The organism is Bradyrhizobium glycinis (genome assembly GCF_016031655.1).
GTDB classification, from domain to species: domain Bacteria; phylum Pseudomonadota; class Alphaproteobacteria; order Rhizobiales; family Xanthobacteraceae; genus Bradyrhizobium; species Bradyrhizobium glycinis.
Genome location: NZ_JACCHQ010000001.1, coordinates 520,076 through 534,042, shown reverse-complemented (window position 1 = coordinate 534,042; position 13,967 = coordinate 520,076). Strand labels below are relative to the sequence as shown.

Genomic DNA, 13,967 nt, shown 5'->3' with positions numbered 1-13,967 from the left:
ATGCGCTCAGAGACTCGCGATGACGGGTGCGAGCTCGAGCGAGCCCCGATAGATCATCTCGAAAGCCACGTAAATGATGATGGCGAGGCCGACATAGGCGACCCAGCGATGCTTCTGGAGCACGCGGCCGAGCAGATCGGCGGCGACGCCCATCATCGCAACCGACAGCAGCAGGCCGAAGATGAGGATGTAGGGATGCTCGCGCGCGGCGCCCGCCACAGCGAGCACGTTGTCGAGCGACATCGAGACGTCGGCCGCGACGATCTGCACCGCCGCCTGGCCGAAGGTCTTTCCCTGCACCGGCGCAGCTTCCGCGCCGCCATGGCTGAAGGCGAGCTGCCGCGAATGCGCAGAGTGCTCGCGCAACTCGCGCCACATCTTCCAGCACACCCAAAGCAGCAGCACGCCGCCGGCGAGCAGCAGGCCGATGATCTGCAGGAGCTGGGTCGCGACGCCGGCGAACGCGATGCGCAGCGCGGTGGCGGCCGCGATGCCGACGATGATGGCCCGGCGGCGCTGCCCGTCCGGCAGGCCCGCCGCGGCGAGACCAATGACGACGGCGTTGTCGCCGGCGAGCACGAGGTCGATCAGGATGACTTGGAACAGCGCGGTCAGCGCTTCGGCGGTGATGAATTCGGTCATGTTTGATCATTCTTCGATGCCGACGGATCGAGCCAATGCGGCTTGCGCCGCTCGATCCAGTCGAAGACCTTTGAACGGGAGGAGCGCAGCGCAGGCACGTCCTCGGCGAGTAGCGCGAGGCCGAGCGGCAGCATCCAGACGCCGAGCACCGGCAGGATGGAGAACACACCTCCGACGACCAGCAGCGTGCCCGAGGGGATCCTGACCCAGCGGCTGGACGGCTTGAGCAGATAGGTCAGGGTGTCGCTCATGCGCGGCGGCAGGCGGTCGACGAGCTTGGCCAGGCGCGGGTCTCCACCGGCGATCTGGTCGGTGTTCCCCTCGGTTTGCCTGGCGCGCTCGTTCGAAATCGTGCTCATGCTTACTCCCTCGAGGCGGCCTGCAGCTTGGGGCCCGACGCACTCGCCCCGACCGGCCTCGCGCGCGGCAGCACCAGCGTCAGCAAGCGCAACAATTTGATCGCCTGGACTTCGTGGGGATGTACGTCCTCGTCTGCGGCAGCAACGCGCTCCGACAGCTCCACCAGATGCGACGAGAGCGGCAGGTTCGAAACCGGTCGCAGCGTATCGATCACGACGTTGGCGAAATCCGGCTCTTCGAGCCGTTCGGCGAGTTCGTCGAACATCGCACAGAGCCGTTCGTCGGCGATGTGCGGCGCCAGCTTGCGGTCTCTGATGAAACGGATCACCTCGTCGCGTTCGACCGGCGAGACGCGCCGGTCGGCAACCGCTACCAGCGCGCCCACGATCACCACGGCGGCCGCGGCCTGCTCATTCAGGCTGGACGGTTCAGTGATCTCGATCTCGATCGGATTTGAGGTTTTGGCGTCGGACATCGTAGCTCCCTTAACTTGCGAAATGGCCGCACGGAGCTGCGATGGGGACGAATGGTCGGAGAAAACAAAACAGGGGCCCGACAATCGGCCGATCCATCGCATTCGCGCGGGACAGGTCATCCGACATCACGAGGTTTGCCGACATTGTCGGCGTCCTCGCCAGAGGGGCCCGGATTCTTGTTCGTGTTGAGAAATAAAGGTGGTCCTGTCGGAATCAAGTCGAACCGGATGCGACCAGCAGCCGCATCGGATTGGCGTTGCTGGATTTGGTTAAGCAGTCCTTTGGACCTGGAACCATGCAGCCGCACCGAGTGTTGGTGCACCTCGCGACACTTCAATTGACTGGCATAACCCGCATGTGCCGCACGCTGTACTTCCGCGTGGACGGCGGGCAGGTCATCGTCGTCTCCGAGCCGTTCGATGAGGAATCGGACTGGGCGGAAGTCCCGCCGAATCATGCCCTGATCGCGCCAGCGTCCGAATCCGTCAAAATTGTTCCGTTCGACCCTACAATTTCCAGTACATCGGGTGCGGAACCGGCCACAGTCGGACGGATTATCGCCCGCAGGTAGTGACCGCGCCGGTGGCCAATGACATTTGCTTCAGACGTTTCAAAGCTGCTGCGCCTCGCCCCCTCCGAGGACAGGCAGCACGTCGTCATCCGTTCTGCCGGCGTCGGCGGCAATCCGGCGGAATATTCCTTCGGAATCGAGGAGGAATACTTCCTCGCTGACCGCCGCAGCTTCGAGGTCGCGATCCGCACGCCCAACGAGCTGTTCGAATCGGCAAACTGGTCGACCGGTGGCCAGGCCATGCGCGAGATGCTGCAATCCCAGCTCGAGGTCGCAACCAACGTTCATGTCGACGTGAACGACGCGCGCGAGGAGCTGCGCTTCCTGCGACGCGAGGTCGCGAACGTCGCTGCGCAATACGGCTTCGTGATCATGGCCTGCGGCACGCACCCGAGCGCGGTCTGGCGCATGTCGCAGCCGAGTCCGAAACCGCGCTACGAGGAGATGATCGAGGATCTGCGCAGCATCGGTCACCGCAACATGATGTGCGGCATGCATGTGCACGTGCAGCTGCCGGATCCCGAGAAGCGCATGGCGGTGATGCGGGCGATGCTGCCGCACCTGCCGTTGTTCATCGCGCTATCGGCGTCCTCGCCGTTCTGGAATTCGCACAAGACCGGATTGAAGGGCTACCGCCTCGCGGCCTATTCCGAGCTGCCGCGCACCGGCCTGCCCGAATTGTTCGAAGGCAAGCAGGATTTCGACGCTTATGTCGGCGCGTTGCAGCGCTCCGGCGTGATCCCGGACGAAAGCCACATCTGGTGGGCAATGCGTCCCTCCATGAAGCATCCGACGCTGGAGCTTCGCGCGCCCGACACCTGCACCTTCGTCGACGACGCGGTTGCCATCGCCTCGCTCTACCGCTGCCTGACGCGGCATCTCTATCTGCGCCCTCAACTGTCCCGGGAGGTCACTGCGGTCGAGCGCGCGATCGCGGTCGAGAACAAATGGCGCGCCCAGCGCTACGGCACCGACTGCACCTTCGCCTCAAAGGACGGACCGGTGACGATCTCGGAACTGCTCACTGGGGTGATCGACGACATTGCGGAGGACGCAGCCGCACTGAACTGCTCCGCCGAGATCGAACACTGCCGCACCATCGTCGAGCGCGGCAGCTCGGCGGAATTTCAGCTCCGCGCCTATCGCGAAAGCGGCGACGACGTCGCAGCCGTGTCACAATGGATCGCTACCTCTACGCTGTCCGGAACGGGCGCGTCGGTCCAACGCAGTGCTCCTGCGCCGTCATAGCGCCCGCGCAAGCTTCGGCGACGAAAATATCATTCCTGAATTCGGAGATCGTGGAGCAGCGCATGAATCGCATCACACCTTGCGCCGGCTGCGGCCATGCGCTTGTCCCGATGCTGACGGCCAAAGGCCGCGCAGAGCCGAGCTGCCTCTGGTGCGAAGGCTTCGACGCGCGCGCCATGGACATGGCGAAATGGGCTGACAGCCCGTCCGGCAAGCCCGAGCCGGCGCTCCCTCGATCGTTCGACTGAACCGTACCAGGCGCCGGTCGCGGCGGCCGGCACGGCTGCATGCGCTTTTGCAGGGCATGCCGACAAATTAGACAAGACGAATAGCTTCGCCCACTTGCGGCTTGCGCGGACAGGCCGGGCGAGTTCGGCGGCACCTGTTGTCTAACCTCAGGTGCAATCTCGATTATTTGCGCACCGCCTGCAGCGGGCGGGCCGACACGCCGCATTGCGATCCGGCTGGCCTGAAATTCGCAAGACAGCGTCAGGCCAAGTCCCTGCCTGGCCATGATGAGGAGCGGCCAGTCACGTGCGCTCGGCTCCGGGATGAATGGCCTCAGATCGGAGATTGCCATGAACGTGCATGCCGCCGGAGACATCAAGTTCACCGGTCTCACCCATCCGAACGGTGCCCGGCTGCGTCTCAACGATCAGGACTTCGTGGCGATCGATCGCGACAGGAATGCGAAGTTCGAGGCGACCTACCGGCCGCAGGCGCTCTACAACCGCGCCAACGAAGGCTTCCACGCCAACAACGAAACCTTCCTCCTGCACGAGGTCGCGACCAACCTGCCGATCTACCGGCCCGACACCGGCCCCACCGATTTCCATCTGCATCTGCCGCCGGGCGGCTTTCAGCTCGTGCTGGTCACTTCGGGCGCGTTCACCTTCGACTATGACGGCCGCTGGTACAATGTCGGCCCGGGCGCGGTCATGCTGCAAAGCGCGATCGTGCATCGCCAGCTGTTCTACACCTGGTCGGGCCTGTCGACCGAAGAGAATTTGAAGACACCCCAGACGGTGGTGCCCGATCCGATCTCGATGGGCTATTCCGGCAAATTCCTCGAAGCCTTCATCACCGATCCCACCACCTTTCCTAATCCGACCATCGTGGGTCCGGATCAGATCAATGAGGACGAAACGCCGCGCGTGGCCTGGAGCCATCCGCTGCATGACCGTCCGGCCGATGCCGGCTTCTGGCTTCAGGATCCCCTGGCGCTCGACGCGCTGTTTAAGCCGCTCACCGATGGTTCTGTCAGATCGGCGATGCCGGTTTATGTGCGCGATATCGGCATCGAGATTCCGAGCGGGCATCTCGTCACGGGCCACATCATTGCGACCGACCCGCGTGGCCACGCACTCTTGCCGAAGAGCACGTCTGCCGCGGCGGACGCGACCTGTTTTGCGAAGGGCGAGGTCGTGATCTATCGCGTCATTCGTGGCACGGCCGAGTTCGAGAAAAAGTCCGGCGAGAGCTTTGAACTCTCCGCCGGCGACGTGGTGACCGCGGGCAAGGGTTCCATCAGCCTCATCGGCGTCGGCGAAAACACCCAGGTCCTCCGCCTCGGCCTGCTCAAGGGCATGAACGAGCTGCGCAGCTGGACGGCGACGCAGCGCGACGAGATCGACGGCCTCGCCGGGCAGATCATCACGCAAAAGGACGTGCGTCCCCTGCGCACCGAAGGCAAGCCGGTCGGGTATTTGTACGGGTAAGCGCCGGCCTCGTCTCGGCGTAGACGTGATCACGTTCAGTCAGCTGACTGAGTTTCCTTCTTCCCTTGTGGGAGAAGGTGGCGCGAAGCGCCGGATGAGGGGTCTCTCTCCGCTCGCACGACCGTTCGCGAGGAGAGAGACCCCTCACCCGCCGAGCTTCGCTCGGCACCCTCTCCCACAAGAGGAGAGGGTATCCGCGTCAAATCGACCAAATCCTGTTCGCTTGCGAGCGGCTCGTACCGCCGGCCCTACTCCGCCGCCTGCCGCACGTGCCGTGCGGTCGGGGTGCGCATGGTGACGAGCTCTTCGGCCGCGGTCGGATGCAGCGCGATGGTCGCGTCGAAATCGGCCTTGGTCGCCTTCATCTTCACCGCGATCGCGACGGCTTGCGTGATTTCGGCGGCGGCATCGCCGACGATGTGGCAACCGAGCACGCGGTCGGTCGCGCCGTCGACCACGAGCTTCATCAGCACGCGGGTGTCGCGGCCGGACATCGTCGCCTTGATGGGCCGGAACGTCGTCTTGTAGATGTCGACGTGGCTGAATTGCGCGCGCGCCTCGGTTTCCGTCAGGCCAACCGTGCCGACCTCCGGCTGCGAGAACACGGCCGTCGGGATGTTGGCGTGGTCGACCTGCACCTCGCGCTTGCCGAACACCGTGTCGGCGAAGGCATGGCCCTCGCGGATCGCGACCGGCGTCAGGTTGAAGCGATGGGTGACGTCGCCGATGGCATAGATGCTGTCGACCGAGCTCTTGGAGAAATGGTCGACCGCGATGCCGCCGTTCGCGGGATTGATGGCGACGCCGGCATTCTCCAGGCCGAGATTGGCGACGTTCGGATGGCGGCCGATCGCGAACATCACCTGGTCGGAGGCGAGGCTCGAGCCGTTCGACAAATGCGTGGTGAAGTCCTCGCCGTGGCGGTCGACCCTGGTCACGGTGCAGCCGGTGAGGATGGTGATGCCCTGCTTCTCCATCTCAGCGCGGACATGGGTCCGGACATCCTCGTCGAAGCCACGAAGGATGTTGTCGCCGCGATAGATCAACGTGACGTCGGAGCCGAAGCCGGCGAAGATGCCGGCGAATTCCAGCGCGATATAGCCGCCGCCCTGGATCACGATCCGCTTCGGCAGCTTCTTCAGATGAAACGCCTCGTTGGAGGAGATCACATGCTCGATGCCGGGGATCGCCGCGCCGTGGTTGGGCGCGCCGCCGGTGGCGATCAGGATGTACTTCGCCGTGACCTTCTTGTCGTTCTCGAGCAGGCGGACGGTCTGCTTGTCCTCGATCACCGCGCGGCTCTTGACGATCTGCGCGCCTGATTTCTCGACGTTGGCGGTGTAGGCCGCCTCCAGCCGCGCGATCTCCTTGTCCTTATTGGCGATCAGCGTCGGCCAGTCGAAACTCGCTGGCGGAACGGTCCAGCCGAAGCCGGCGGCGTCCTCGAGCTCCTGACGGACATGCGAGCCGATCACGAACAGCTTCTTCGGCACGCAGCCGCGGATCACGCAGGTGCCGCCCATGCGGTACTCTTCCGCGATCATGACGCGGGCGCCGTAGCCGGCCGCGATGCGGGCGGCGCGGACGCCGCCCGAGCCGCCACCGATGACGAAGAGGTCGACGTCGAAATCAGCCATTATCCACTCCGACCCCTTGTCAGGAACGACCTTTCAGATAGGTGCGCTCAGATCTCCTTGCCACGCTTGCGCATCTCGGCACGGAAAGCGCCCATCACGGTTTCCGAGAAGTTTTGGGCCCAGGTGTTCATGAACGTCATGCTCTGTCCGATCGCGCGCGGCTCGGCCTCGATCAGCTTCTTGCCCAGGGGCGACTTGTAGAAGGTGACGAGGTCCTTCAGCTCCTGCTCGGTGAACTCGCTGGCATAAATCTGCGCCATGCCTTCGCCGATCTCGTTCTGGCGGCCGTTGAGCTGCTGCGCCACGATCGGCGCGACCTCGTTGAGGTCCTTCTGGTAATTCAGGTTCTGCTGGATCAGCGCGCCCTTGGTCTTCTCGACCATGCCCGGCACGGCGCCCGCATACATCCCGGCGGCGTTCTTGATCTGCAAGATCTCCTTGGCCGCCGCAATCGCCGCGGGCGAGGCCTTTGGCAGGGCCGGCGCCGCGGGAGCCTTCTGGCCCGCCTGCTGCGCGGCGACTGGGGCGGCCGAAAGGGCCAATCCCACAGCGAGAGCCGCAGCCGGCAAGAATTTCAAGACGTTCTTCATTCCTGGTCTCCTTTCGGCTTGCGCCGTTCAATCACGCGGATTCCGCCGCCGCCCGCCAGAACGGCCGAGCTGGCCAAGCCGATGAACAGCCCGTGCTCGACTACACCGGGAATGGCGCTCAACGCCTTGGCGAGACCGGCGGGATCCGAAATACGTCCGAGCTGGGCATCGACGATCCAGTGGCCGCCATCGGTGACGAAAACGTGGCCGTCCTTGGCCTTGCGGACCGCCATTTGCCCGGAAACGCCGCATTCGGCAAATGCCTTTTCGATCGCGCGGCGCGTCGCACCGAGGCCGAAGGGGATGACCTCGACCGGCAGCGGAAACTTGCCGAGCGTCGGCACCCATTTGCTATCGTCGGCAATCACGATCATGCGATCCGAGGCGGCCGCCACGATCTTCTCGCGCAAGAGCGCGCCGCCGCCGCCCTTGATCAGATTGAGCTCGGGATCGATCTCGTCGGCGCCGTCGATCGTGAGGTCGAGATGATCGATCTCGTCCAGCGTCGTCAGCTTGACCCCGCAGCGTTCCGCATCGGCCCGCGTCGCCTCGGAGGTCGGCACGCCGATCACCTTGAGTCCGGCGGCGACGCGCTCGCCGAGCAGCTCGACGAAGTGCTTGGCCGTCGAGCCGGTGCCGAGCCCAAGCTGCATGCCGTCGCGCACCTCCTCCAGCGCACGCGCCGCAGCCTGCCGCTTCAACTGGTCCATGGTCACGTGTGCGCCTGCCTTGTGAAGTCTCGAACACGCGGCCGATTCCGGCCGCTTTCGGGCGCCTATGTAGCCTCGTTTTTCCCAGGAGAACAGGGCCTGGAACAGGGTCTGGGAACAGGCCTATAAGGTGATCTTATGGGCCCGCCCCTTGCGCGGATAGGACCGGGCCGGTAGCGCTGGATCATGACCTCCTTCAAGACGACATCCCCTCACACCATCGTCTTCGATCTCGACGGCACGCTGGTGGATACGGCGCCCGACCTGATCACGGCCCTCAATTACGTGCTCGACCGCGAAGGTCTGCCGCCGGTGCCGATGGCATCGGCTCGCAACATGATCGGCGCCGGAGCCCGCAAGCTGATCGAGCGAGGGCTGGAAGCGGAGGGCCGCACCGTCACGCCTGCGGACATGGATCGGATGACGGCGGATTTCATCGCGTACTACGCCGACCATATCGCGGTGGAATCCCGCCCCTTCGAGGGGCTCGAGGCCGCGCTCGACCAGTTTTCGGCGCAAGGCCACCGCCTCGCGGTCTGCACCAACAAGCTGGAATGGCTGTCGAAGCGCCTGCTGGACCAGCTCGACCTCAGCCCCCGCTTTGCCGCGATCTGCGGCGCAGACACTTTTGGCGTCCAGAAGCCCGACCCGACCATTTTTCGCGAGACCGTGGCCCGGGCCGGTGGCGACGTGAAGGCCAGCATCATGGTCGGCGATGCCGGAACCGATGTTGGCGTCGCCCGGCGGGCCGGCGTGCCCGTGATCGGGGTCAGCTTCGGCTACACCGACGTACCGATCGCCGAGCTCAACCCCGACCGGCTGATCCACCACATGCGCGACCTGCCGGCGGCCGCGATCAGCCTGATGACGGCTTAACTCGATGTAAGATACTGATATATCTACGGTATCCAGAATACCCCTGCATTACCCAGCCCAAGAGGCCGAAGCCGGCCGCGCCGGCGGCCGTTGCTGCACCCGCACCGAGCCCACCCTTCTCTGAATCGAATGCGGGCCGGCGCTGAGTTGCGTATACCAACCGATTGTCCTAGCTGCGTCCGATGCTTAGATTGCTTCCACCGCACCGCTGAAGCAAAGGTGCGCCCGCCGCCGTAAGGGACAAGGCATTTGGTTATGAACGGACTTCCTGTGAGCCCCCGCGCCCCGCTGTCGAGCGCGATGACCGATCCGTTCGGGCGGACCATCACCTACTTGCGCGTCTCCGTCACCGACCGCTGCGACCTGCGCTGTTTCTACTGCATGTCGGAAGACATGACGTTCCTGCCCAAGGCTGACCTGCTGACGCTGGAGGAGCTCGATCGGCTCTGTACGGCCTTCATCGCCAAGGGCGTGAAGAAGCTGCGCCTCACCGGCGGCGAGCCCTTGGTCCGCCGCAACGTGATGTCGCTGGTGCGCTCGTTGTCGCGGCATCTGTCGAGCGGCGCTCTGAACGAGCTGACGCTGACCACCAACGGCACCCAGCTGGCGAAGCACGCGCGGGAGCTCGCCGATTGCGGCGTCCGCCGCATCAACGTCTCGCTCGACACGCTCGATCCCAGGAAGTTTCGCGAGATCACCCGCTGGGGCGAGATCGACAAGGTGCTGGAAGGCATCGAGGCCGCGCGCGCCGCAGGGCTTGCCGTCAAGATCAACGCCGTCGCGCTGAAGAACCTCAACGAGGACGAGCTGCCTTCGCTGATGCGCTGGGCCCACGGCAAGGGCATGGGCCTGACGCTGATCGAGGTGATGCCGATGGGCGAGATCGGATCGGGCCGCATCGACCAATATCTACCGTTGTCGCTGGTGCGCGCCCGCCTCGCCCAGCAGTTCACGCTCACGGACCTCGCCGAGAGCACCGGCGGTCCGGCCCGCTATGTCAGTGTCGCCGAGACCGGCGGCAAGCTCGGTTTCATCACGCCGATGACGCATAATTTCTGCGAATCCTGCAACCGGGTGCGCATCACCTGCACGGGAACGCTGCACACCTGCCTCGGCCACGAGGATGCCTCGGACTTGCGCAAACCTCTGCGTGCATCGAGCGACGACCTGTTGCTGGCGGATGCGATCGACCGCGCCATCGGACTGAAGCCCAAGGGCCACGATTTCATCATCGACCGCCGCCACGACCGGCCCAGCGTCTCCAGGCATATGAGCGTCACCGGCGGCTGAAACCGTCGGGCTGTGGCCCTTATTCCCCTTAACTATCAACAAACTTCCGATTGACTGGCGGCACGCCCGCTGGTTTGGTGCGGCTGCCTCATGCCTGCGCGGCGAGATAAGCCACGCGCCCGCTCGGCGCAGTCAAGACGGCCGGGGCACAATCGGGGAGGACCTATCGTTGCAAGCGCTCCTAAAGTTGAGCAGCAGGATTGACGCGTTCACGCGGTATACGGGCAAACGCCTGGCGTGGCTGATCGTCGTCGCCGTCATCATCTCGGCGGTCAATGCGATCGTCCGCAAGACGTTCGACACGTCGTCCAATTCGTGGCTCGAGCTGCAATGGGTGCTGTTCAGCATCGTCTTCCTGCTCTGCTCGCCCTGGACGCTTCTCGACAACGAGCACATCCGCATCGACATCGTGAACAACACGCTGCCAAAGAAGGCGCGCAACGTCATCGACGTGATCGGTCACCTGTTCTTCCTCATCCCGCTGTGCATCGTGATGATCATCACGGGCGTGCCGTTCTTCCTGCGCTCGTTCCAGATCAACGAGCAGTCCGGCAATGCCGGCGGCCTGCCGCAATGGCCCGCCAAGGCCCTGATCATGATCGGCTTCGCCTTCCTGCTCGTCCAGGCCATCTCCGAGCTGATCAAGCGGATTGCGGTGATGCGCGGATTGATGCCCGATCCCCATGAATCGCAGGTGTCGGCGCTGGAGGCTGAAGTCGAGCACCTCGTCGAAGCGATCGAGAAGAAGTAGCCGTTGGCGACGGTTTAGGGGGAATCCATGACCGCATTCATCATCGCCAATATGGCGCCCATCATGTTCGCGTCGCTGGTCGTCATGCTGCTGCTTGGCTATCCCGCGGCATTCTCGCTCGGCGCCGTCGGCCTGTTCTTCGCCATCATCGGCGTCGAGCTCGGCCAATTCCACCCCGACTTCCTCCAGGCGCTGCCGGAGCGGGTCTACGGCGTGATGAACAACGACACGCTGCTCGCCATCCCCTTCTTCACTTTCATGGGACTGGTGCTGGAGCGGTCGGGCATGGCCGAGGATCTGCTCGACACCATCGGCCAATTGTTCGGCACCATCCGCGGCGGCCTTGCCTATGCCGTGATCTTCGTCGGCGCGCTGCTCGCCGCGACGACGGGCGTGGTCGCAGCGTCCGTGATCTCGATGGGCCTGATCTCGCTGCCGATCATGCTGCGCTATGGCTATGACCGCCGCGTTGCCGCCGGCGTGATCGCCGCATCAGGAACGCTCGCGCAGATCATTCCGCCCTCGCTCGTCCTGATCGTGATGGCCGACCAGCTCGGCAAGTCCGTCGGCGACATGTACGAGGGCGCCTTCGTTCCGGGCCTCGTGCTCGCGGGCCTCTACGCAATCTACGCCTTTCTCGTCAGCATGATCTTCCCGAAGGCAGCTCCGGGCCTGCCGAAGGAGGCGATCGGCTTCCGCGAGGACGATGGCGGCCGCGGCCTAGTTTCGCTCGGTATGCTGTTCCTCGCAAGCTGCGTGTTCGGATGGTTCATGATGCGCAATTCGAGCGTGCATGGCGCCGATTACGTCGTGCTCAGCATGTTCTACGGCATCATCTTCGCGTTCGTCGTCGCGGTGGTGAACTGGGTCATCGACAAGCTCACCGGCTTCCGGTTCCTGTCCAAGATGGCGCAGCAGACCACCTTCGTCATGGTGCCGCCGCTGTTCCTGATCTTCCTGGTGCTGGGCACGATCTTCATCGGCATCGCGACGCCGACCGAAGGCGGTGCCATGGGTGCCGCAGGCGCGCTCATCCTCGGCGCCGTGAAGCGGCGGCTGAGCTGGGACCTGATCCGGCAGGCCACGGAATCGACCGCCAAGCTCTCGGCTTTCGTCGTGTTCATCCTGGTCGGCGCCCGCGTGTTCTCGCTGACCTTCTACGGCGTCAACGGGCACGTCTGGGTCGAGCACCTGCTCACATCGCTGCCCGGCGGCCAGATCGGCTTCCTGATCTTCGTCAACGCCTTTGTCTTCGTGCTCGCCTTCTTCCTCGATTTCTTCGAGCTGGCCTTCATCGTGATCCCGCTGCTCGGGCCTGCGGCCGAGCACCTCGGCATCGACCTGATCTGGTTCGGCGTCATTCTCGGCGTCAACATGCAGACCTCGTTCATGCATCCGCCGTTCGGCTTCGCCCTGTTCTATCTCAGGTCGGTCGCGCCGAAGGAGCGATACACCGATCGCGTCACAGGCAAGCGGATGGACCCCGTCACCACCGGCCAGATCTATTGGGGCGCAGTGCCCTTCGTCGTCATCCAGATCATCATGGTCGGCCTCGTGATCGCGTTCCCGTCGATGGTGATGCACTACAAGGGCGTGCAGACCAACATCGATCCCAGCACGATCAAGATCGAGGTGCCGCAGATCGAGCTGCCGCCGCTGGATCTCGGCCCACCGCAGAAGTAGCGGGAACGAGGCTCGCCGTCATGCTCCGCTAAAGCGGCGCATGACGTGCTCGGCGCGTGACATGCACCGGAATCGGAGGCATACCGGGCCGTCCCCCACCCGCATGGATGGCCGCTCATGCCCCGATCGTACCCCGCTTCCACGTTCCTTGGCGCGTTCATCGCCTCACTCTGGCTGGTATGTGCCGCAATGCCGGTGCACGCCGAGCCGGTCGCCGACGTCCATGCGCTGGCACAAAAGGAACAACAGCCGCTCCTCGACACGCTGCGCGATCTCGTCAGCATCGAATCCGGCAGCAAGGACATCGAGGGCTTGAACCAGATCGCCGAGCGTGTCGCCAGCCAGCTCAAGCAGCTCGGCGGTACGGTGGAGATCCTGCAGCCCACCGACATTTATCGTCTCGACGACACTCCTGAGAAGATTGGCCCCGCCGTCCACGCCGTGTTCAAGGGCACGGGGACCAAGAAGATCATGCTGATTGCCCACATGGACACGGTGTACCTGAAGGGCATGCTGAAGGACCAGCCGTTCCGCATCGACGGCGACAAGGCCTATGGCCTCGGCATCGCCGACGACAAGCAAGGCGTCGCGCTGATTCTCCATACCGTCGCATTGCTGCAGAAGCTGAACTTCAGGGATTACGGCACGCTCACGGTGCTCACGAACGGCGACGAGGAGATCTCCTCGCCCGGCTGGCGCAGCACCATCACCAAGCTCGCATCGGACCAGGACGTGGTGTTCTCGTTCGAGGGCGGCGGCACCGACGGCACGCTGCGGCTCGCCACCAGCGGCATCGGCTCGGCCTATCTCACCGTGCAGGGCAAGTCGTCACATGCCGGCGCACGGCCCGAGGGCGGGGTGAATGCGCTGTACGAGCTCTCGCACCAGGTGCTGCAGATGAAGGACTTGTCCAAGCCGGAGCAGGGCCTGAAGCTGAATTGGACGGTGTCCAAGTCCGGCACCAACCGCAATGTCATCCCTGCCGAGGCCACGGCCCAGGCCGACGCACGCGCGCTCAAGGTGTCCGACTTCGACGAGCTGCAGAAGGCGCTGCAGGACAAGATCAAGAATCGCCTGCTGCCCGATTCCAAGGTCGACCTGAAGTTCGAGGTGCGCCGCCCGCCACTCGAAGCCAGCGAGGCCTCGCGCCGCGTGGCGACCTACGGCAAGACGATCTACGGGGAGATCGGACTGACCCTCAAGGTCGACGAGAAGGCGACCGGCGGCGGCACCGACGCGGCGTTTGCCGCGCTGCAGTCCAAGGGAGCCGTGGTGGAAGGCATGGGCCTGTCGGGCTTCGGCGCGCACTCCAACGATGCCGAATATGTGCAGGTGGGCAGCATCGTGCCACGGCTGTATCTGGCGACCCGCATGATCATGGACCTGTCCACGGGCAAGCTGAAATAATGACTGCG

At 64.3% G+C, this 13,967-nt stretch carries 15 protein-coding genes; 9 read left to right on the top strand and 6 right to left on the bottom strand.

Features of this window, described 5'->3' with window-relative positions:
- Positions 1 to 6: 6 nt before the first annotated feature.
- Genes HZZ16_RS02515 through HZZ16_RS02505 form a run of 3 tightly spaced genes read right to left on the bottom strand, consistent with a single transcriptional unit; the run spans position 7 to position 1,477 of the window.
- Positions 7 to 642 (bottom strand): TerC family protein, encoded by a 636-nt coding sequence (locus tag HZZ16_RS02515; protein WP_197946921.1) that lies wholly within the window; start codon positions 640 to 642, stop codon positions 7 to 9.
- Positions 639 to 1,001 (bottom strand): hypothetical protein, encoded by a 363-nt coding sequence (locus HZZ16_RS02510; protein WP_197946920.1) that lies wholly within the window; start codon positions 999 to 1,001, stop codon positions 639 to 641. Before HZZ16_RS02510 ends, HZZ16_RS02515 begins: the two co-directional genes overlap by 4 nt.
- Positions 1,002 to 1,003: 2 nt before the next feature.
- Positions 1,004 to 1,477, bottom strand: a complete 474-nt coding sequence (locus tag HZZ16_RS02505) for a tellurite resistance TerB family protein (protein WP_197946919.1) — start codon at positions 1,475 to 1,477, stop codon at positions 1,004 to 1,006.
- A 251-nt stretch (positions 1,478 to 1,728) separates the two neighbouring features.
- Here HZZ16_RS02505 and HZZ16_RS38240 point away from each other — a divergent pair, with 251 nt between their 5' ends.
- The 4 genes from HZZ16_RS38240 (at position 1,729) to HZZ16_RS02485 (ending at position 5,015) form a co-directional block, all read left to right on the top strand.
- Positions 1,729 to 2,049 carry a hypothetical protein gene (locus HZZ16_RS38240; protein ID WP_376707547.1) on the top strand — a complete coding sequence of 107 codons (321 nt, stop codon included), beginning with the start codon at positions 1,729 to 1,731 and terminating at the stop codon, positions 2,047 to 2,049.
- Positions 2,050 to 2,067: 18 nt separating this feature from the next.
- On the top strand, positions 2,068 to 3,297 hold the full coding sequence (locus tag HZZ16_RS02495; protein WP_197946918.1) for a carboxylate-amine ligase: 1,230 nt from the start codon (positions 2,068 to 2,070) through the stop codon (positions 3,295 to 3,297).
- 62 nt (positions 3,298 to 3,359) lie between these two features.
- Positions 3,360 to 3,545, top strand: coding sequence for a hypothetical protein (locus HZZ16_RS02490; RefSeq protein ID WP_197946917.1), 186 nt, complete (start codon positions 3,360 to 3,362; stop codon positions 3,543 to 3,545).
- A gap of 330 nt (positions 3,546 to 3,875) precedes the next feature.
- Complete coding sequence (locus tag HZZ16_RS02485) at positions 3,876 to 5,015, top strand: hypothetical protein (RefSeq protein ID WP_197946916.1); 1,140 nt, start codon at positions 3,876 to 3,878, stop codon at positions 5,013 to 5,015.
- Positions 5,016 to 5,263: 248 nt separating this feature from the next.
- Here the strand turns inward: HZZ16_RS02485 and gor are convergent, their stop codons facing one another.
- Genes gor through rpiA form a run of 3 tightly spaced genes read right to left on the bottom strand, consistent with a single transcriptional unit; the run spans position 5,264 to position 7,958 of the window.
- Complete coding sequence (gene gor / locus HZZ16_RS02480; RefSeq protein ID WP_197946915.1) at positions 5,264 to 6,652, bottom strand: glutathione-disulfide reductase; 1,389 nt, start codon at positions 6,650 to 6,652, stop codon at positions 5,264 to 5,266.
- 47 nt (positions 6,653 to 6,699) lie between these two features.
- Entirely contained in the window at positions 6,700 to 7,242 is a 543-nt protein-coding gene (locus HZZ16_RS02475) for a DUF2059 domain-containing protein (RefSeq protein ID WP_197946914.1), read from the bottom strand.
- Positions 7,239 to 7,958, bottom strand: coding sequence for a ribose-5-phosphate isomerase RpiA (rpiA, locus tag HZZ16_RS02470; protein ID WP_197946913.1), 720 nt, complete (start codon positions 7,956 to 7,958; stop codon positions 7,239 to 7,241). The genes HZZ16_RS02475 and rpiA overlap by 4 nt, the downstream gene beginning before the upstream one ends.
- A 180-nt stretch (positions 7,959 to 8,138) precedes the next feature.
- Here rpiA and HZZ16_RS02465 point away from each other — a divergent pair, with 180 nt between their 5' ends.
- The 5 genes from HZZ16_RS02465 (at position 8,139) to HZZ16_RS02445 (ending at position 13,959) form a co-directional block, all read left to right on the top strand.
- Positions 8,139 to 8,828: an HAD family hydrolase gene (locus tag HZZ16_RS02465; protein WP_197946912.1), complete on the top strand. Its 690-nt coding sequence runs from the start codon at positions 8,139 to 8,141 to the stop codon at positions 8,826 to 8,828.
- Positions 8,829 to 9,083: 255 nt separating this feature from the next.
- A complete protein-coding gene (gene moaA, locus HZZ16_RS02460) occupies positions 9,084 to 10,118 on the top strand; it encodes a GTP 3',8-cyclase MoaA (RefSeq protein ID WP_197946911.1) in 1,035 nt (344 codons plus the stop codon).
- A 169-nt stretch (positions 10,119 to 10,287) separates the two neighbouring features.
- Positions 10,288 to 10,869, top strand: coding sequence for a TRAP transporter small permease subunit (locus HZZ16_RS02455; RefSeq protein ID WP_197946910.1), 582 nt, complete (start codon positions 10,288 to 10,290; stop codon positions 10,867 to 10,869).
- Between the two features lie 27 nt (positions 10,870 to 10,896).
- Positions 10,897 to 12,552, top strand: coding sequence for a TRAP transporter large permease (locus tag HZZ16_RS02450; protein ID WP_197946909.1), 1,656 nt, complete (start codon positions 10,897 to 10,899; stop codon positions 12,550 to 12,552).
- Positions 12,553 to 12,669: 117 nt separating this feature from the next.
- Positions 12,670 to 13,959, top strand: a complete 1,290-nt coding sequence (locus tag HZZ16_RS02445; protein WP_197946908.1) for a M20/M25/M40 family metallo-hydrolase — start codon at positions 12,670 to 12,672, stop codon at positions 13,957 to 13,959.
- The last annotated feature ends 8 nt before the right edge of the window (positions 13,960 to 13,967 follow it).